Consider the following 16,606-nt stretch of genomic DNA (forward strand, 5'->3'; position numbering starts at 1 on the left):
ACGCAATGCAGCTCAGGGAATACCGTGTCTGATAAAACGCGAAATGGCGCATGACAGGGACTGCATTCAACACCCAGTTATTGCAACGACCGCTTCACCCCTGGCATCCCGCCCGTCCGAAACAGGATTGCCACGCATTCCCACCCGACCCCGTGGGCCATGACTATCTTGCACGCTCTCAAGAACTCCAGATCGTCTCGTGCCAAGTGTTGACTGCAGAGCCGATGGAGCGCACTGACACCATCGTCGCGATCGCAAAGGCTGCCTCCGCCATTGCCACACTGTTCGCAAATCGCTCGACAACGCTGGGAATCGAACACGTTGCTCTGGGCGGCAGTATTTGACTGGCAATTGAGCTTGCAGACCAAGATCGCGTCATCTTGCTTAGGAACTCGAGCTGTTGCGCCCCACCAATCACACCGCGATCTCGCCCACGGCGGTGTCCTAATGGGGGCTTTGATGCATCGGGCGACGGACAATTCACAAGGTTCGTTAACCTGTCTTCCGAGATTTTGGGGGGACAAGACCCCGACAAACCGCAACGATCACCTGTGAACTTTCAGTTTCTCGAGATAATGGCGGAGGGGATGGGCCTGACGTCCAACCTTCTCTGACATTGCAAGCTCTCGAAAGAAGTTGCGGAACCCATGGCATGTGGAAGTCTTGCTGGAGCCCAAACCACCGCTCAGCGCCCCGCGGCGCGCATCCACACTGTCCGACGGGCCTCGACCGGGGTGCCGTGGACGACCGAATCGATTTCCATGACGCCATAGAGCGTCGACCAGTCCATCGCCATCATGCGGTAGGTGAAGTTCATCTGAACGCCATCGATGACCGCGGTGGTGGTTCCGATCAGCCGTGGCAGTTCGAGTTGCGAGCACCCTGCCGTCAACGCCACCTCATCGGGGCTCAGCAACGGCTCCGGAATCGCGGGATTGTCGGTTTCGACAGTCCACCGGGGCTCATCCGCAAGCTGCAGGACCAGCGGCGCCTGCGCTTCGGGATGGGTCGCCTGAAGCGTGTCGCCCAATTGCCAGATGGTGATGGTCTCGACCTCGCCATCGCCGGGAAATGGCAGGATCATGCCGCCCATCGCGGCATAGCCCGCCTGATGCTCGATCAGCCAGTCGCCGGTGAAAACCTCCTGGATGCGCGGCCAGTCTCCCTGACCGGAGGTTCCGCAGAGCGGTTGGTCTTCGGCGGCTGCAGGTGAGGCTAGCAAGGCCACGACGAATACTGCACCAGCCCTCATGTGATATCCTTTCATATTCGACGCCCTTTTGCCTTCACCGGCAGCCAGCGGTGGTCAGCCGGAACGCGCCTGTATCCGACAGCTCCGCCCGTCCTTCGGCCATCAGCGCCTCGCCGATCTCGCGGAACTCTTCGTCGGCCAGTCCCAATCCGTCGAGTATCTCGTTGATGTTCGAGCGGTCCACGGTGCAGCCGGCGGCCTCAATCGTGGCGACGGTGCGTTTGGTGGGAGTTGCTCCGGCTATGGTGCAGCCGGGGGTCGTCAACCGAAAGACTCCCATTTGGGACACATCGGCCAGACCGTCGGCGACAAGTCCCTCCCCGATTACGCGGAATTCCGCGTCGCTCAACCCGAGGCCGTCCAGAACATCGTTGACGTTGGAGCCGTCGACGACACAGCCGGCTGCCTCGATCGCGGCGACGGTGCGTTCCCTCGCCGTTTCGGCGAGAGCGGGGGGTGCGATGCACGCAACGCAAAAGGCAAGTGGAATCAATTTTGTTCTCATTCTGGATGTCTCCTCGGTGTCATCGGGTTTCAGCCGGTTTCAGCGCGCCGATCATGGATCGCTCCACGTCATCGGCATCGACAGGATCAGGGCCATCAGATCGGCCTGGCGGCGGGTACCGGTCTTGTCGAAGACGTTGCGCAGGTGAAAGGCGACGGTGTTGGGCGAGACGCCCAACCGTGCAGCGACCTGATCGCGCCGAAGCCCTTCGGCGACAAGGCGGGCGACGTTTGCCTCGGTCGGCGTCAGATCGAACAGCTGCCGCAGAACCGCAGGGTCGAGCGCTTCTTGGCGGTCGGGATCGCTGAGCGTGAGCATTGCGACGGCGTCCCGCGTCGGGCCCGCACCAAACGGACGGCCCAGCACCATCACGCGGCGCGCATGATCCTCCAGCCACAAGGCAGCGCCGCCTTCGCTGCCTGACAGGATCCGCGCGATCAGCGCGGTCAACCTGCGGCCGCCCTCGCCCGTCCCGGCCACACGCGGCTCAAGTGTGATGCCGGCAACCCGTGCCAGGTCCCGTGCCGCGCGATTGGCATGTCGCACGTTGCCTTCCGCGTCCAGCAGCACGACCCCGACCGTCAAGCGGTCCAACGCGTCTGTTTCCGCCTCACGCCCGCCCGCAGACCGTAGGCGGGCCACCTGGTCGAGACGGGCCGCGATCATCGCCCGCAAAAGATCGTAGTCGATGGGCTTTGTGAGATAGTCGTCTGCCCCCGCCCTGCGGCCCTCGATCATCTGCTCGCGCGACGAAAGGGCGGTCAGGAACACGAAGGGGATACCATTCAGCTCGGGCCGGGCGGACCGTAGATGGGCCAACAAGGCGCGGCCGTCTATTCCTGGCATGACAATATCGCAAAGGATGAGATCGGGGCGCGGGTCGTCGAGCCGTTCGAGAGCGTCGCGGGCATCAGCCGCCTGGATGACCTCATAGCCCGCCTCGCCCAGTTCGGCGGCGATATCGTCTCGCAGCGAAGGCTCGTCTTCGATGCACAGGATCAGGGGGGCGTTCATGTCGTCACCGCGCCGGGAAGGATCAGCCGCGCGACCAGCCCACCGCCCGCACGCGGGGCAAGGGTCACGTCGCCGTCCTGGAGCCGCGCGAGATGACGGGCGAGCGGCAGCCCCAGACCCGAACCCGGCAGATCGCGATGACGTGCCCCGCGCGCGAAGTCCTCGAAGGCAACAGCCAGTTCTTCCGGTGTCATCCCCGGACCCCGGTCACTGATGTCGCAGACGGCCAATTCGCCGTCCTGCATCGGCCTCACGTCGATATCGCTGCCGGGCGGCGAGTAGAGAAAGGCGTTTCGCAGGAGGTTTGCGAGGATCTCACCGGTAAGGACCGGATCGCAGATTGCGGTGACCGGCCGGTTGCCGCTTCCGAGGATCACCCGGCCGGTCTTCAGCGCTCTGGCCGATTCGTGCAGATCTTCAATGGCGGCGGCCGCGATCCTGTCCAAATCATGACAGGCCAGGTCCGGTTCGACAGCGCCCCGATCGACCCGCGCCATGAGAAGTGCCGTATCAGTCAGCCGGACAAGACGCGCCACCGCCTCTCGCGAAACTTCCGCCTTGGCGCGAATGATCTCGGGCGACGGCGGGTTGCCCGGTCGCGTCAGCCGATGCATCGCGCTGTCGATCACGGCGAGCGGCGTGCGCACCTGATGCGCGATCAGGTCGCTGAAGCGTCGGTAGCCTTCGGAGGTCCGCCTTTCCTGGTCGAGGTCGCGCTCCAGTTGCTTGGCGCGGAGCTGGTCCATCGTGGAGCGGATCAATCGTCTTTCGCGGTCGATCAGCAGTGCGGCCAATACCGTTCCGGAAATCAAGGCTCCCAACACGGTCGCCAGCGCCAGAAGGTGCAATCGGCCCAAACTGTCCAGGCGTTCGGACTGGATCTGCCATTCGCGCGACATGACCCTGCTCGCCTTGCCCCGCAGGGCTGTCGACAAGGCCGCCACATGTGCCGCCAGTGCCGCCCGGTCGCCGCCCTCGGCCGGATCAAGGGCCAGCAACCCGTCGCGCCAGCCCATCAGGCCCTCGGCCAGCCCGGCCTCGCTCAGGAACCGCCATTGTGGCCCGTCGCGCAGCAGGTTCAGCCGCGACACAAGAAGATCGAAGCGAAGCTGAACCTCGGCCGGGTCCGCGTCGCTTGACAGGGCCGCGGCAAGGTTCAGCGCCTCGATCTGGGTCTGACCGAATATCCAGGTCATGTTCTCGGTCGCGGAGATCTGCATCTGCCGCTCGATGCGCACGATGTTGACTGCGGCGACGGTTAGAAGGCCGATACAGGCAAGGATCAGCGCGGCAAGTCCGCCATAGCGCAAAGGCCTGGTAAGCCGCATCATTGCACATGAAGTGCGACAAGCTGCCAAACCCATCGCGTGTCATAACGGATATCGGCCAGCACCCTGTGATCGTCGCGCGGATAGACGATCCAGATCGGCCCCTTGTCGCGCGGAGTCAGTGCCGTCCCGTCCATGTAGAGTGCCGCGATCACGTCGAATTCGTGGAAGTCGCTTACGGGGATGTCGATGACATAGTCGTTCAGCGCCCGCGCGGTCACCGTCTCGCCCCGCGCTCCGGCCAGCGCCAGGATGTCACGCATCAGGACCCCTCTGAAGAGCGGCCGTCCGTCGGTGACGGTCGTCGAGGTCGCGATCTCGTGCCACTCCAACGCATCCAGATCGGAGCGCAATATCTCCACCTGCCCGCCATCCACCGCTCCCGTCAGCGTCAACAGCGGGCTTTCCGCAATCGCTTTCGGCGCGGCAAGAGCGATCATCGCCAGCACGAGAAGGCATGAATAGAGGCGATGCGTAAGTGTCATGAGAATCGCGCGAATAATGAGGCCTGAGTGGACGCTAGCACATATTTTTCCGCGTTGCCCCATTCAAACGGATGGGGTGCGAAACTGCGCCAGCACATATCCTGCGACTCAACAAGGAGAACGTTACATGTTCATAAACGCTTTCATCCGCCGCTCGATCAATATTTGCGCCCTGTCCTGTCTTGTGGCAACGGCCGCCACTGCCCAGGAGCCTGGCGGTCAGGTCATCGGCAGCTTCGGAGAGCAGCCTTTGGAACTGGCGATCTCGCCGGATCTTTCAGCAGCGACGATCATTGGCAGTTACGCTGATGCATTCCTTTCCGGCGTACAGACCGCTGACGATCAGGAAACCGCCTTTGTGTCACTCATGCTGAGCGGCGAGTTGCCGGACCCCGCGGAACTGTCGCTCGAAATCGCCTTCGCGCAAGACATGGGGGCCAACTGGCGCGGCGACGGGGAGAGCCTTGCGCTGGAACTGGCGGAATTCTCTGCGACGGATGGCATTGTGAGCCTCTCTGGCACCATCACTGGCGAAGTCAGCGGCGGACCCGACTCGGAAACGCGCCCCGTGACCCTCAGCTTTGACGCTCTTCTGGAGCAGGTGAACTGACATGCGGGCGGCTGCCATTTCGATGATCATGCTCGCCGCCCCCTTGGCAGCAGCCCCCGCAGATGGCGTCTATGACGGGTTTGACTGTGCGGCCCCGGTCAGCGACCAGCGCGTGACGTTACAGGGCAACCGGATCGTCTATTATGAGACCAGTTGCCGCCTGACCGATCCGCAAACCGTTGAAGGCTGGCAAAGCGCAACGCTCTACTGGGCCGACTGCCGAGGCGAAGGACAGGACTGGCGCGAACGCACGCTGCTGATGACGCGCATGGGCGGCGATCTGATCGTGATCGGCGATGGCTGGGCGGAACGCTATGCCCCCTGCCCGAACCTGCAACCGAGGCTCGATTGATGCGAAACGCGATCTTCGCCGCCGCCCTCTGCGCTGCGACACCGCTGGCGGCGGAACCAGTCACTGTCATCGTATTCGACGCATCCGGGTCGATGTGGAACCGGCTCGAGGGCGATTTCAGCCGGATCGAAGTGGCGCGCGATGTTATGGGCAACTACTTCGTCGATCGCGATCCCGACGCGCCCTATGCGATCGTGGCCTATGGGCACAATCGCCGCGGCGATTGCGCAGATATCGAGGTGGTCACGCCAATGGGCCTCCATTTCGGCGCGGGCCAGGCCAACCGGCTGGTCGGGCTGATCCCCCAGGGCATGACGCCGCTGACCAACGCGCTGCAGGTGGCGCGCAAACAGATCCCCGACACGGCGGAGGCGGCCGATATCGTGCTGATCACCGACGGGCTGGAGAATTGCGGTGACGATCCTTGCGCGCTGGCGGACCGATTCGCCGCCGAAGGCATCGCGCTGCGTGCGCATGTCGTGGGTTTCGGCATGGCGCCGGGTGAGGTCGGCGCGCTCTCCTGCCTGCCCGATCAGACCGGCGGATTGCTGTTCGAGGCTGCAACCGGGGCGGAACTTGCCGCCGCCCTTGCGCAGGTAACGCCCGCCGAACCGGTCGCGGTCACGGTAGTAATGTCGCTTCATGCGGTCTCTGCCGAAACCGGGGCGCCGCTGGGCGCAGCCGACTGGCAGATCGCGGACGAGACTGGCGCGGTCGTCGCGGAAGGCGAAAGGAGCGATCCTTTCGACATCGTCCTGCCCCCGGGGGAATACAGCGTCGCTGCAACCGCACCGGGCCACTCCGGCGAGATGGCCCTGACCGTCCGGCCTGACATAGTTCAGCGCGTGGCTGTGCCCTTGACTGAGGATCGTCCCGAAGCATCGCTTGAGGCCCCCGAAACCGCCCCGGCGGGCGGAGCTCTCAATGTCTCGTGGTCCGGTCCCGATGCCGAGGGCGACCGGATCACGCTGGCCAGCCCCGGTGCATCGGCGGGAGAGACATTCGCGGTGACGCTGACCCGGAACGGCAACCCCGTGACGCTGCGCCTGCCCGACGAGACCGGCCCTTACGAACTGCGTTACGAACAGAACCGGCCAGAGCGCATCCTCGCCACGCGCCCGATCACCCTGACTGCGCCCGGGGCCAGCATCTCGCCGCCGGACACAGCTCCCCCCGGCGAAAGGTTCGAGGTCGCCTGGACCGGACCCGCCGGCCCGAAGGACGAGATCGTGCTGGCGGAAGCCGGCTCGCCCGATGATGTCCGTATCACGGCAACCCAGACGCGATGGGGATCTCCTGCAAAGCTCAAGGCGCCCGAAACCGCCGGCACCTATGAACTGCGCTACCGCGTCGGCGCCTCGGGCCGCATCATCGCGCGTGCGCCCGTCATTATAGGAGCAACCGAATGATCCGCGCTGCATTTTCCGCTCTTCTTTTCGCCATTGCTGCTCCGGCATTAGCCCAGCAGAACACCGCCATCCCAAACGAGATCTGCTCTGAAATACCACGGGGCGCGGACAAGCTCGATCTGCGGCGCATCGGACCGTTGCTGGAAGGCAGTTGGACCGAGACAGCCGTGGGCATCGGAGCCACAATGGGCGTTCACAGGAACGCTCTCGAGATCGTCTACGACCGGATGCGCAACAGGCTCTACATCGCCGCTGACGGGATGCAGACCGAACTCGTCCCGGTACGGGGTGGCAACAGGGAGTTGCGCTATGATTTCGTCAAGGGCGCGCCGATGGACCCGAGCATGTTCGCGATCGAGCCGGATGTGGTCGAATGGGCCTTCGTGCTTGGGTGCTACATCGGCCTTGCCCCGCAATTCTCGTGGCACATTGGCAGCGGCGCACGGCGTGCAGACGGCATCATCAGCTTCTTCTCCGAAACGGAGGCGATGGGGACGAAATGGAACTCGGGCAGAGGCGCCCGCGAAGTCAGCCTGAGCCGGAGGTGATCTTGTTGAGACGGCTTTTTCTTGGATTTTGCGTCGCCGCCACGCCGGCGCTCGCACTCGACTCGGTCGGCACCGTGACGGCCTATCTGGATGGCGCCGACCTGACGTGGGAGGTGCTGCGGATGGAAGACGGTTCCACCATGGCACAGGTCAACGATATCGGTCCGCTGACCCTGATCGACATCAACGCCATGGGGGACGGGCATTTTCACATCAACCTGATTTTCGAAGGGAAGCCTTCGGCAGACTCGGCCCCTGCGGGCATTACCATCGACATCCGTCCCGACGGCGCGACCGGCCCTGCCTGGCAAAGCGATGGGGCGCCGTACCCGCCCAAGCTTATGCTCGAACGGCTCGACCTCGATGGCGCAGGCCGGGTGGAGGCCAGGTTCGTCGCCTCCCTCTGCCGCAGCGATGCGCCGACAACATGCAAACTCGTCGAGGGCCGGATCGACACCGGTCTGGGGATGCCGTGACCCTGCCGGATCTGCTCGCGATGGCTGCTTCATTTTCTTCTTGGCTGTCGAAAACGGGGGAGCCTCGGCCATGATGGCGCGGCTGAACACCCCCAAGCGGTTCGAGATCGAACTAGCCATACCCCGTTTCATTCTGTGGTTCGTGATGCTGCCGGTGGTTCCGGTCACAATTTTCGGGCTGGCACATCTTCTGGGCGGCGAGGTGATGACCGGGCTGATCCTGCTGGTGGGCCTCAACGGCGCATTTTACCTTGGCCACGCCTCCCTGTCCGAACGTACGATCCTGACGCTCGACAAGGTGTCAAGGCTGGTGACTGTCAGCCGAGACTCGCGGTTCCGCCCGCGATCGGACACCTATCCTCTCGACGCGCTGGACAGTGCCGAACTTGAACGAAACCACACATCTTCCGAAGAACGCACGACGTCGAAGGTGATGCTCGTATTCCGCAACACCCGGCCCGCGACCAGGATTCCGCTGTCGGGCTGGGGCGTGTCAGGGGACGGCCCCGGCAGGATCGCCGACGAGATCAACGACTGGCTGCGGCGAAACGTGTTTTCCCAAGACGACCAATGATCAGCAACGGAGCCACATGGTGCACATCAGACCCCTTTTCATCGGCACAGCCCTCGCGGCCGGCCTTTTCGCCACCTTCGGTCAGGCCCAAAGTTCGGGCGAGATAACCGTGATGATCGCGGGCGCGGAACGGACCATCCCCGTCTGGGCCGAACAGAGCGACTGGAGCGGCAGCGAGGACTGGCCTTCGATCAACATCCATGTGCGCGATTTCACCGATAACGGGGAAGAGCCAATCGTTGTATCCTTGGGCTTCGAGGCGTCCCGCTGGGAACCGAGCGTGCCAGAGTTGGATATGAGTCTGTACGAGAACAAGGAGCGCGTCGCCGTGCTTTATGGCCGCGAAGAGCAGGAGCGTGGCGGGCTGAGCGTCACCCTCGACGATCACTCGATCGACGGCACGCAACTGAGTATCAGCGGCAGCTTCGAGGGCAAGCTGGGACCTTCGGACAACTTTGGCAACGACATCGACCTGTCGCAGGGCGTTCCCGTCACCGGGACCTTTTCCGTCACGCTGGAGCAGTTGGAATGAGTGTTCGTGATTGGTCGATTCTTCGGACGGCAGCAGCCTATCTTTAGCTAGCCTGCGCCTGAGATCCCCGGCTGTATTCGACCACGGGCGGGCACCCTCCGAGGCTGGCGACGTCAAAAGCGCCCGTGGCGCAGCCGCTCGGCCAGATCGTCGCGAGACCGAGGACGGCGCGCCGCTGCCTCGAGCATTCGCTTTTGGGCGTCATAGGTTTTCTCCATGGTTTCAAGCTGCTCGGTCAGTCGGCCGGCGCGCTCGCCTGAGCGGCGCAGGGAAAGCAGGAACAGCAGGATCGCGAGTGCGATGACGCCGTAACGGAGCCCAGTGCGCGCCCATGCCGATCCGGCGCTCCCGGTGAGCAGCCCGGCGATCACCGTCGCCCCCTCTTCCAGTCGTCGAGCCGGGCGTAGATCGTGACCGCGATACCGCCGAGAGCCACGGCGATGAATACCCAGCGCAGGGTATCGAGATAGGGCACAAGCGGCAGGATTGCGGATTGGGTCTCGGCGAGGACGCTCTGCGCCACCTCGACCCCAGCTGCGCCCAGCGTCGCCACGCCTGCCGCACCACCCGCCTTCATGGTGCGGCTCTCGGCCAGCACTTCGCGCGCTGGAGGGGCTTCTTCGGCGAAGGCGGTCGCCCGGACCGGGAACCACTCGCCCCAGTGCCGTGCGGGCCCGAGATCAACATGGATGAACCCCGACCGGGGGTAGAATCCGAAGCCGAGGAACCCGACCGCCCGTGCCGCCGCCTCGAACGCCAACGGGTCATGGTTCGCCATGGCGATGTCGAAGGCGGCGCCGTCCATGTGCTTTGACCGGGTCGCGCCGCCGACGGCGCGGTTGTGCTCAGGGCTACGATCGGCGGAGCGGACGATCAGCGGCTTGCCTAGCCGGTCGCGCAGCGCCTGCAGCTTGTCGAGGGCCGGTTCGTTGACCAGCAGCTTGCCGGTGCCCCGGCATGCGATCTCGGCGGGCGAGAAGTTTGGCCAGCGCCAGGCACCCTCCGGCGCCTCGCGCCAGTGGTCGTAAAAGGTCGTGGTCATTGGGGTCCTCCAGAAACGAAAAACCCGCCTCGAGGGCGGGTGCGGTTTAACGAACGGGTCGGATGGCTTGGGCTACGGGCCGTTGCCGAAGAACTTCAGCTTGATGGCAACGCCGGCGAGCAGCGCGAGCAAGACCGCGGTGGTGATGGCGCGGACGACGGTTTGCACGGCCGTGCGGCGAACAAGCCGAAGCAAATCCAGCATCGAGCGCAGGTCGCGGATGTCGAGCGCCGCCTCGTCGCCTTCGAGCCCGACATCGGCGAGCGCGCGCTTGGCGCCTTCCTCGGCGGCGCGCGCGAGGATCGCCTCGAACTCGTGCTCTGGCATGCGGACGAAGCCGTCCTCCGGGCGTTGTGGGGCCATGGCGTGCCTCCCTCAGCCGATCTTCATGCCCCAGAAGGACGTCTGGTCGGCGGCGAAATAGCCGTCCGCGGCGCGGAAGTTGCCCTGCAGTTCGACGGTGTCGCCGGGTGTGAGCGCGACCATCGTCTGAAGCCAGAGTGCCGTCGCCTCGGAGATATGCGCGCCGCTGATCTCGCCGAACGAGCCGCGGATCTCGGTTGTGCCGTTCAGCACGAGCCGGCCGCTCATCCGCGCCGACGTGCTGGCGTTGACCTTGTAGACCAGGGTCGCGCCGAAGAGGTAGGTGCCGTCCACCGGGGCCACGAAGCGGTTGTTCGCTGCGTCGAAGACCCCCTGATCGTTATAGTCGGTGTTGTTCAGCCCGATCTTCGTCCAGGTCCCGACGCCGACGTAGTTGTCGTAGTTCGTGTACGCCTTGAACCGGGGCAGCCGGGGCTGGTCGACGATGCCGGTGGCGTTGTCGACGCTGAGCCCGTCGAAGAAGGTACTGCCGTCGGCGGAGACCGCGAGGCGGAAGCGGTCGGAGCCGAAGAGGCCAACCAGCGCCTTTGTCACGAAGCCGGTCTGCAGCGTCAGGCCAAGATCGTCGCCGGCCGCCTCCTTGTTCATGGTGTAGAACAGATCGCCGGTGCCGCCCTCGGCCACGGTCTTCGCGGTCCAGAGCGCGGCGTTCAGCTTGGCCGAGAACGGGTTAGATGCGTCCGCCGTCGTCCCCAGCCCCAGCAATGCCATGTTCTGCAGCGCCGCGGGCGTAGTCCCGATCCAGCCCGCGCCGCCGTAAACCAGCAGCAGCCCCTCGTCCTCGACCCACGCGCGCCAGCCGGTCCGCGGTGGCAGGCGCAGCCACGCCCCGTCCGTCCAAAGCGCGACGTTCAGGTCCCAGCCCGCCCAATCGCCCGTCGCGCCAGAGCCGACGATGTAGCGGTCGCCGTCGGCCGGGCTGCCTGGCGGTGCGGTCAGGTCGCGGTCGAGGACGGAAAGCTGGACAAGCCCGTCGAGCAGCCGCAGCGCCTCGTTGTGGGTGACATGTTTCTGGGCCTGCGCCGCGAGGATGGGCGATGGTCGAGCAGAAGACAACGGTCTGCCGGTCGCCTGCCTTCTCACGCCAGTGGCGGATCACCTCGTCGGTGACAGGCGCGCGGTCCATGATGTCCGCCACCTCGGTCATGTCGAAATCCGCACTGGTCTTGCGGACCGATTTCAATTCCTCCTGCACGCCAACATCGATGACAAAGGTGCGCGGCGGCACGAGGTGGCCCGATGCGATCAACTCACCCAGACGCACCTGGTCGGCTACATTGTCGAAGACCTCGCGCAGTCCCTTGCGGTCGCCGCGGGTCGCGTACCGCGTCCAGGAGCTGGCGTATGGCGGCCTGAAGCCGGAAACGGTGAAGCGGCTGGAAGCCCTTACCGATTATGGCCGCGGGATTGGGCTCTTGTCGGAGACGAGCAATGCTCACGTCATCTTCTACTACGGACTTCTGTCGCTACCGCTGCCGCTCGCGATCTCCGGTGACGATCTCGACGAGCATTTCCAATTTCCTGTCCACGAGGCAATCGAACTCGTGAACGCTTATTTCGTTACACGGTTATCAGCGCTCATTGAGCAGGAAGACTAGCCCCATCAATACTTTAAGTGGCTCCGTGCGCAAGTTGCTCGATCCCCAAAGCGGTTCGATCCCAGTACCACTTGAACAGATGGGACCAAGATCGGAAGCATTTCTGGCCGCACTCTTTCTCTCGTCCTTTCAATGCCTTAGGAAAAATTCGCCAAACTGACGTAGGCAACAGGTCCGGAGAATATCGGCCCGCAGAGAACACCTTGGGGCATCCTGACCCGGGTGCGGTGCTCAGCCCCTCCCGCATAACCTTCGAAAACAAAAAGAAAATCCGGCCGCAGCCGGATCGGTAGAACGCTTTCGCGAGGGCAAGTGGCGGAGGAGGTGGGATTCGAACCCACGGTAGACTTTCACCTACGTCGGTTTTCAAGACCGGTGCATTCAACCACTCTGCCACTCCTCCGACGAAGCGAAGGGATAGCGGTGGTTACGCGATTCTGAAAGCAGTTTTCGCGGGCTGGTTTTTGCCCACCACATTATCGCCTTGTGCGAGAGCCTTTTCACGCGGTCCATGTATCGCTAAAGTGGCGCGTAATCGGGAGCGATACCCGGCAAATCAGCGGTTCCGGGCATTGGCCCGCATGATAACTAGGGGCGAGACATGGCAAGCAAGACCACTCTGAAAGTGGCCATTGTGTTGGGCAGCGCACTGTTTCTTTCGGGTTGCGACGATGCGAAACTTCCCGACTTTCTGAAGAAGAACGACAAGGGCGGCGCCTCGGCGGCCGAAGGCAAGAGCGGGCGCGCGCAAAGTGGTGAACGCGATGTGGAAGCGCCCGAGATCTTTCAGCTGGCCGAAAAGGGGTTGTGGGACGGCCGTCCCAGCCTTGGCGGCGTATGGGTGGCGCATCCCGATGCCAAGGATCCCGAACGTGTGATCGTCCGCAATCAGGAGAATGGCAAATCCGTCGTTGGCGCCCTGTTCCGCCGCGAACGCGAGGTGCCCGGGCCGCGTTTTCAAGTGTCGTCCGATGCGGCCGATGCCCTTGGCATGTTGGCTGGCGCCCCGGCCGATCTGAGCGTGACCGCCCTGCGCAAAGAGGTGATCAAGGAAGAACCGCCCGCACCGACCGAAGAGCTTGAGGCCCCTGGCGAGATCGCGCAAACGTCGCTGGATGACCCGATCACTGCGGCGTCGGCCGCTCTGGCGGAAACCGAAGCCGCCGCCGCACGATCCGCCCCCCCGCCCAAGCCCGCCGCCCCGAAGGCAACCCCGGCCAGCGCGCTGTCGAAACCTTACATTCAGGTGGGGATCTTCTCGTTTGAAGCCAATGCCGACCAAACCGCCGCCGAGTTGCGCAACGCGGGTCTGCCGGCGACCATCAAACCGGGACGCTCGAACGGCAAGTCGTTCTGGCGCGTATTGGTCGGCCCGATCAACAGCCAGGAAGAGCACATGGCGGCGTTGAAAAAGACCAACGACATGGGCTTTACCGACGCCTATCCTGTCACGAACTGAAGCCCGCCCGGGCAAAGCAATAAAGCAATAAAGGCCAATCTCCTGCAATGCCAATCCGTCTGACCGTATTCTTCGCCGCCCTTTTGACCGTGCTGGCAACCGCCACCCTGCCCGCCCGTGCCTTCGAGACCCGCGCCGGTTCTGCCTATGTGCTGGACATCAACACGGGCACCGTCCTGATGGAAAAGAACGCCGAGGTGCCCCTGCCACCTGCGTCGATGTCGAAGCTGATGACGGTCAACCTGTTGTTCGAGGCGCTGGCCGACGGTCGGGTGACGATGAGCACCCAGTTCGGTGTATCGGATCGTGCGGCATCGACCGGCGGATCGACGATGTTTCTTGAACAGTCGGACCGCCCCACGGTCGAGGACCTGATCCAGGGCATCATCGTTCAGTCTGGCAATGACGCCTGTGTCGTGGTCGCCGAGGGTCTGGCCGGGACGGAAGATGCCTTCGCCCGTATGATGACCGACCGCGCCCGCGATCTGGGAATGGAGAATTCCAGCTTCGGCAATTCCTCGGGCTGGCCGCATCCGATGCAACGTATGTCGATGAAAGACCTGGCCATTCTGGCGCGTCACATCATTGTCGAGTTTCCGGACTATTATCGCTATTTCGGCCAGTCGGAATATCACTACAAGGGGCGCGCGCCCGACAACCGGTTCAACCGGAACCCGTTGCTGGATCTTGGCATTGGCGCCGACGGATTGAAAACCGGTCACACGCAGGAAGCGGGCTATGGGCTGGTCGGGTCCGCCCGCCAGGGGGACCGGCGGATCGTGTTCGTCATCTCGGGCATGGACTCGGAAAAGGAACGCGCGGAAGAGGCCGAGGCGATCGTCAACTGGGCATTTCGCCAGTTCACCATGAAAACCACGGTAAAAGCCGGTGAACGGGTGGCTGAAGCCAATGTCTGGCTGGGGTCCGCCGACACGGTCGGGCTTGTTCCGGCGCAGGATGTGGATCTTCTGATCCCCGCCGGGCAGCGCGAGGGCGTGACCGCCACCATCAACTGGAATGGCCCTGTCGCCGCGCCGATTGCGCAGGGCCAGGAACTGGCCGAGATGGTCATCAGCCGCGATGGGCTGAGCGACACCGTGGTGCCGCTTTATGCACAGGAAGGCGTGGGAAACGCCGGGTTCGGCAAGCGCCTGACCGTGGCCGCCGAACGGGTTCTGGCGCTGGTCATGGGCAATGACGCCCCCCCGGCCGCGCTGGAGCCTGATGTCGCACCTACAACCAACTGACGCGCGGATGGCCGGGCTTTTCATCAGTTTCGAAGGCATTGATGGCTCGGGAAAATCCACCCAGGCCAAGATGCTGGCAGAAGCGTTGCGGGACGATGGGCGCAAGGTCGTGTTGACCCGCGAACCCGGGGGCAGTCCGGGGGCCGAGGAAATCCGCGCTTTGGTGCTGGAAGGCGACCCCGACCGTTGGTCGGCACAGACCGAGCTTTTGCTGTTCACTGCCGCCCGGCGCGACCATCTGGAACGCCTGATTGACCCGGCCCTGTCGGATGGCAAGACCGTCATCACCGACCGTTTTGCCGACAGCACGCGGATCTATCAGGGCACCCGGTCTGGCGATCTGCGCGACATGGTCGATCAGTTGCATGATCTTGTGATCGGACGCGAACCGGACCTGACCTTTCTGATCGACATGGACCCTGATCTGGGCCTGTCGCGCGCCAAGGGGCGTGGCGGCACCGAGGAACGGTTCGAAGATTTCGGCGCGGATTTGCAGCACAAGATGCGCGCGGGGTTTCTGGAGCTTGCACAGAAGCATCCCGACCGCTTTCGCGTCATCGACGGCACCCGCGAGATCGACGTGGTGGCTGCAGATGTTTTGTCCGTAGCGCGCGCTGCTCTGGTCAGCGCCACCTCTGACAGATGAGCACAGGCATGAGCACGGATCCCGACGCCATACCCGAACCCGACCGGATCGACGGCGCCCCCCACCCGCGCGAGGCGGCGCGGGTGATCGGGCAGGACGCCGCCGAAGCCGCGTTTCTGACCGCCTATACGTCGGACCGGTTGCACCACGGGTGGCTGATCACCGGGCCGCGCGGCGTTGGAAAGGCGACCCTGGCCTGGCGCATCGCACGGTTTTTGCTGGCCACACCCCCGGATGACGGCGGCATGTTTGCCGCCCCCACACCGACCAGCCTTGATGTTTCCGATGACCACCCCGTCGCCCGGCGGCTGAAAGCTCTGTCCGAACCGGGGCTGTTTTTGCTGCGCCGTCCATGGGACGAGAAGAACAAGCGTTTGAAGGGTGACATCACGGTGGACGAGGTGCGCAAGCTGAAGCATTTCTTCGCCATGTCCTCGGCCGGTGGCGGGCGTCGCGTTGTGATTGTGGACGTGGCGGACCAAATGAACACTTCGGCGGCGAACGCCTTGTTGAAGCTGCTGGAAGAGCCCCCCGAAGGCGCGGTCCTGCTGCTGATCAGCCATCAGCCATCGCGCCTGTTGCCGACAATCCGGTCACGGTGTCGCGAATTGCGCCTGTCGCCCCTGTCCCCCCCCGATCTGGCGCAAGTGATGGCGGGGCTGGACGAAACCCCGTCCGCCGATGAGACGCAAAGACTGGGAGAGTTGGCCGCAGGTTCGGCGGGTGACGCCCTGCGCCTTCTGCATCTGGATGGTCTGGCGATCTATGCCACGCTGATCGAGATCTTTTCAGCAGGCCGCGGGTTCGACCGCCCCCGCGCCCTGAAACTGGCCAACAGCGCGGTGGGCAAGGCCAATGCCGAACGGTTCGAACTGATCCTGCGCCTGTTCGAGCTGTTCCTCGCCCGTTTGGCCCGTCACGGCACCGGCTTCCCTCCGGGTGCCGAGGCCGCACCGGGCGAAGCCGCCTGCCTGGCCCGCCTGTCGCCCGGCCCCGACGCGGCCCGCGGCTGGGCCAGCCTGCAACAGGAGCTGTCAGCGCGCGCCAACCATGGTCGGGCGGTGAACCTTGACCCTGCCGCGCTCATCCTTGATATGGTTTTCAGGATCAACGAAACGGCGGCGCGTCAAGCCGCCTGAGGCAAG

Annotated in this window: 22 protein-coding genes and 1 tRNA gene; 13 read left to right on the top strand and 10 right to left on the bottom strand. The window is 64.0% G+C overall.

Features of this window, described 5'->3' with window-relative positions:
• The first annotated feature begins 50 nt into the window (after positions 1-50).
• On the top strand, positions 51-344 hold the full coding sequence (locus IE188_RS02550) for a hypothetical protein (RefSeq protein WP_191284894.1): 294 nt from the start codon (positions 51-53) through the stop codon (positions 342-344).
• A 341-nt stretch (positions 345-685) separates the two neighbouring features.
• On the opposite strand, the gene IE188_RS02555 is transcribed toward IE188_RS02550, so the two are convergent.
• The 5 genes from IE188_RS02555 to IE188_RS02575 are packed head-to-tail and all read right to left on the bottom strand — an operon-like array spanning position 686 to position 4,584.
• Entirely contained in the window at positions 686-1,252 is a 567-nt protein-coding gene (locus IE188_RS02555; protein WP_191284895.1) for a hypothetical protein, read from the bottom strand.
• A gap of 34 nt (positions 1,253-1,286) precedes the next feature.
• Entirely contained in the window at positions 1,287-1,757 is a 471-nt protein-coding gene (locus IE188_RS02560; protein WP_191284896.1) for a hypothetical protein, read from the bottom strand.
• A gap of 51 nt (positions 1,758-1,808) precedes the next feature.
• Positions 1,809-2,771, bottom strand: coding sequence for a response regulator (locus tag IE188_RS02565; RefSeq protein ID WP_191284897.1), 963 nt, complete (start codon positions 2,769-2,771; stop codon positions 1,809-1,811).
• Positions 2,768-4,099 carry a sensor histidine kinase gene (locus tag IE188_RS02570; protein ID WP_191284898.1) on the bottom strand — a complete coding sequence of 444 codons (1,332 nt, stop codon included), beginning with the start codon at positions 4,097-4,099 and terminating at the stop codon, positions 2,768-2,770. The genes IE188_RS02565 and IE188_RS02570 overlap by 4 nt, the downstream gene beginning before the upstream one ends.
• A complete protein-coding gene (locus tag IE188_RS02575) occupies positions 4,099-4,584 on the bottom strand; it encodes a molybdopterin-dependent oxidoreductase (protein WP_191284899.1) in 486 nt (161 codons plus the stop codon). The genes IE188_RS02570 and IE188_RS02575 overlap by 1 nt, the downstream gene beginning before the upstream one ends.
• A 127-nt stretch (positions 4,585-4,711) precedes the next feature.
• On the opposite strand from IE188_RS02575, the gene IE188_RS02580 reads away from it, so the two are divergent.
• From IE188_RS02580 to IE188_RS02610, 7 genes are all read left to right on the top strand, one after another.
• Positions 4,712-5,194, top strand: coding sequence for a hypothetical protein (locus IE188_RS02580; protein ID WP_191284900.1), 483 nt, complete (start codon positions 4,712-4,714; stop codon positions 5,192-5,194).
• Position 5,195: 1 nt separating this feature from the next.
• Complete coding sequence (locus tag IE188_RS02585; RefSeq protein WP_191284901.1) at positions 5,196-5,546, top strand: hypothetical protein; 351 nt, start codon at positions 5,196-5,198, stop codon at positions 5,544-5,546.
• Positions 5,546-6,955, top strand: coding sequence for a vWA domain-containing protein (locus IE188_RS02590; RefSeq protein ID WP_191284902.1), 1,410 nt, complete (start codon positions 5,546-5,548; stop codon positions 6,953-6,955). Before IE188_RS02585 ends, IE188_RS02590 begins: the two co-directional genes overlap by 1 nt.
• Positions 6,952-7,503: a hypothetical protein gene (locus IE188_RS02595; protein WP_191284903.1), complete on the top strand. Its 552-nt coding sequence runs from the start codon at positions 6,952-6,954 to the stop codon at positions 7,501-7,503. The genes IE188_RS02590 and IE188_RS02595 overlap by 4 nt, the downstream gene beginning before the upstream one ends.
• A gap of 2 nt (positions 7,504-7,505) precedes the next feature.
• On the top strand, positions 7,506-7,979 hold the full coding sequence (locus IE188_RS02600) for a hypothetical protein (protein WP_191284904.1): 474 nt from the start codon (positions 7,506-7,508) through the stop codon (positions 7,977-7,979).
• Between the two features lie 70 nt (positions 7,980-8,049).
• A complete protein-coding gene (locus IE188_RS02605; protein WP_191284905.1) occupies positions 8,050-8,553 on the top strand; it encodes a hypothetical protein in 504 nt (167 codons plus the stop codon).
• A gap of 16 nt (positions 8,554-8,569) precedes the next feature.
• Positions 8,570-9,085, top strand: coding sequence for a hypothetical protein (locus IE188_RS02610; RefSeq protein WP_191284906.1), 516 nt, complete (start codon positions 8,570-8,572; stop codon positions 9,083-9,085).
• A gap of 113 nt (positions 9,086-9,198) precedes the next feature.
• Here the strand turns inward: IE188_RS02610 and IE188_RS02615 are convergent, their stop codons facing one another.
• The 4 genes from IE188_RS02615 to IE188_RS02630 form a co-directional block, all read right to left on the bottom strand.
• Positions 9,199-9,456 (bottom strand): hypothetical protein, encoded by a 258-nt coding sequence (locus tag IE188_RS02615; RefSeq protein WP_191284907.1) that lies wholly within the window; start codon positions 9,454-9,456, stop codon positions 9,199-9,201.
• Positions 9,453-10,127, bottom strand: a complete 675-nt coding sequence (locus tag IE188_RS02620; RefSeq protein ID WP_191284908.1) for a YcbK family protein — start codon at positions 10,125-10,127, stop codon at positions 9,453-9,455. The genes IE188_RS02615 and IE188_RS02620 overlap by 4 nt, the downstream gene beginning before the upstream one ends.
• Before the next feature lie 72 nt (positions 10,128-10,199).
• Positions 10,200-10,490 carry a DUF6127 family protein gene (locus tag IE188_RS02625; protein ID WP_229836426.1) on the bottom strand — a complete coding sequence of 97 codons (291 nt, stop codon included), beginning with the start codon at positions 10,488-10,490 and terminating at the stop codon, positions 10,200-10,202.
• A gap of 12 nt (positions 10,491-10,502) precedes the next feature.
• Positions 10,503-11,567, bottom strand: coding sequence for a DUF2793 domain-containing protein (locus IE188_RS02630; RefSeq protein ID WP_191284909.1), 1,065 nt, complete (start codon positions 11,565-11,567; stop codon positions 10,503-10,505).
• Between IE188_RS02630 and IE188_RS02635 the strand changes: the two genes are divergently transcribed.
• Positions 11,549-12,109, top strand: coding sequence for a hypothetical protein (locus IE188_RS02635; protein ID WP_191285323.1), 561 nt, complete (start codon positions 11,549-11,551; stop codon positions 12,107-12,109). The genes IE188_RS02630 and IE188_RS02635 overlap by 19 nt on opposite strands.
• A 313-nt stretch (positions 12,110-12,422) precedes the next feature.
• On the opposite strand, the gene IE188_RS02640 is transcribed toward IE188_RS02635, so the two are convergent.
• A tRNA-Ser gene (locus IE188_RS02640) sits at positions 12,423-12,512 on the bottom strand.
• Positions 12,513-12,710: 198 nt separating this feature from the next.
• On the opposite strand from IE188_RS02640, the gene IE188_RS02645 reads away from it, so the two are divergent.
• Genes IE188_RS02645 through IE188_RS02660 form a run of 4 tightly spaced genes read left to right on the top strand, consistent with a single transcriptional unit; the run spans position 12,711 to position 16,600 of the window.
• Complete coding sequence (locus IE188_RS02645; protein ID WP_191284910.1) at positions 12,711-13,568, top strand: SPOR domain-containing protein; 858 nt, start codon at positions 12,711-12,713, stop codon at positions 13,566-13,568.
• Between the two features lie 47 nt (positions 13,569-13,615).
• Complete coding sequence (locus tag IE188_RS02650) at positions 13,616-14,815, top strand: D-alanyl-D-alanine carboxypeptidase family protein (protein WP_191284911.1); 1,200 nt, start codon at positions 13,616-13,618, stop codon at positions 14,813-14,815.
• 7 nt (positions 14,816-14,822) lie between these two features.
• Positions 14,823-15,461 (top strand): dTMP kinase, encoded by a 639-nt coding sequence (gene tmk / locus IE188_RS02655; protein ID WP_191284912.1) that lies wholly within the window; start codon positions 14,823-14,825, stop codon positions 15,459-15,461.
• Between the two features lie 8 nt (positions 15,462-15,469).
• On the top strand, positions 15,470-16,600 hold the full coding sequence (locus tag IE188_RS02660; RefSeq protein ID WP_191284913.1) for a DNA polymerase III subunit delta': 1,131 nt from the start codon (positions 15,470-15,472) through the stop codon (positions 16,598-16,600).
• The last annotated feature ends 6 nt before the right edge of the window (positions 16,601-16,606 follow it).

It is taken from the genome of Aliiroseovarius zhejiangensis (assembly GCF_014656375.1).
Lineage (GTDB): Bacteria > Pseudomonadota > Alphaproteobacteria > Rhodobacterales > Rhodobacteraceae > Aliiroseovarius > Aliiroseovarius zhejiangensis.

Excerpts from the sequence above, each read along its gene's own strand:
- IE188_RS02590 (WP_191284902.1), top strand. The coding sequence starts at position 5,546 with ATGCGAAACGCGATCTTCGCCGCCGCCCTCTGCGCTGCGACACCGCTG.
- IE188_RS02560 (WP_191284896.1), bottom strand. The coding sequence starts at position 1,757 with ATGAGAACAAAATTGATTCCACTTGCCTTTTGCGTTGCGTGCATCGCA.
- IE188_RS02575 (WP_191284899.1), bottom strand. The coding sequence starts at position 4,584 with ATGACACTTACGCATCGCCTCTATTCATGCCTTCTCGTGCTGGCGATG.
- IE188_RS02620 (WP_191284908.1), bottom strand. The coding sequence starts at position 10,127 with ATGACCACGACCTTTTACGACCACTGGCGCGAGGCGCCGGAGGGTGCC.
- IE188_RS02565 (WP_191284897.1), bottom strand. The coding sequence starts at position 2,771 with ATGAACGCCCCCCTGATCCTGTGCATCGAAGACGAGCCTTCGCTGCGA.
- IE188_RS02555 (WP_191284895.1), bottom strand. The coding sequence starts at position 1,252 with ATGAGGGCTGGTGCAGTATTCGTCGTGGCCTTGCTAGCCTCACCTGCA.
- IE188_RS02595 (WP_191284903.1), top strand. The coding sequence starts at position 6,952 with ATGATCCGCGCTGCATTTTCCGCTCTTCTTTTCGCCATTGCTGCTCCG.
- IE188_RS02570 (WP_191284898.1), bottom strand. The coding sequence starts at position 4,099 with ATGCGGCTTACCAGGCCTTTGCGCTATGGCGGACTTGCCGCGCTGATC.
- IE188_RS02550 (WP_191284894.1), top strand. The coding sequence starts at position 51 with ATGACAGGGACTGCATTCAACACCCAGTTATTGCAACGACCGCTTCAC.
- IE188_RS02625 (WP_229836426.1), bottom strand. The coding sequence starts at position 10,490 with ATGGCCCCACAACGCCCGGAGGACGGCTTCGTCCGCATGCCAGAGCAC.
- IE188_RS02605 (WP_191284905.1), top strand. The coding sequence starts at position 8,050 with ATGATGGCGCGGCTGAACACCCCCAAGCGGTTCGAGATCGAACTAGCC.
- IE188_RS02650 (WP_191284911.1), top strand. The coding sequence starts at position 13,616 with ATGCCAATCCGTCTGACCGTATTCTTCGCCGCCCTTTTGACCGTGCTG.
- IE188_RS02580 (WP_191284900.1), top strand. The coding sequence starts at position 4,712 with ATGTTCATAAACGCTTTCATCCGCCGCTCGATCAATATTTGCGCCCTG.
- tmk (WP_191284912.1), top strand. The coding sequence starts at position 14,823 with ATGGCCGGGCTTTTCATCAGTTTCGAAGGCATTGATGGCTCGGGAAAA.
- IE188_RS02660 (WP_191284913.1), top strand. The coding sequence starts at position 15,470 with ATGAGCACGGATCCCGACGCCATACCCGAACCCGACCGGATCGACGGC.
- IE188_RS02635 (WP_191285323.1), top strand. The coding sequence starts at position 11,549 with ATGGTCGAGCAGAAGACAACGGTCTGCCGGTCGCCTGCCTTCTCACGC.
- IE188_RS02585 (WP_191284901.1), top strand. The coding sequence starts at position 5,196 with ATGCGGGCGGCTGCCATTTCGATGATCATGCTCGCCGCCCCCTTGGCA.
- IE188_RS02610 (WP_191284906.1), top strand. The coding sequence starts at position 8,570 with ATGGTGCACATCAGACCCCTTTTCATCGGCACAGCCCTCGCGGCCGGC.
- IE188_RS02645 (WP_191284910.1), top strand. The coding sequence starts at position 12,711 with ATGGCAAGCAAGACCACTCTGAAAGTGGCCATTGTGTTGGGCAGCGCA.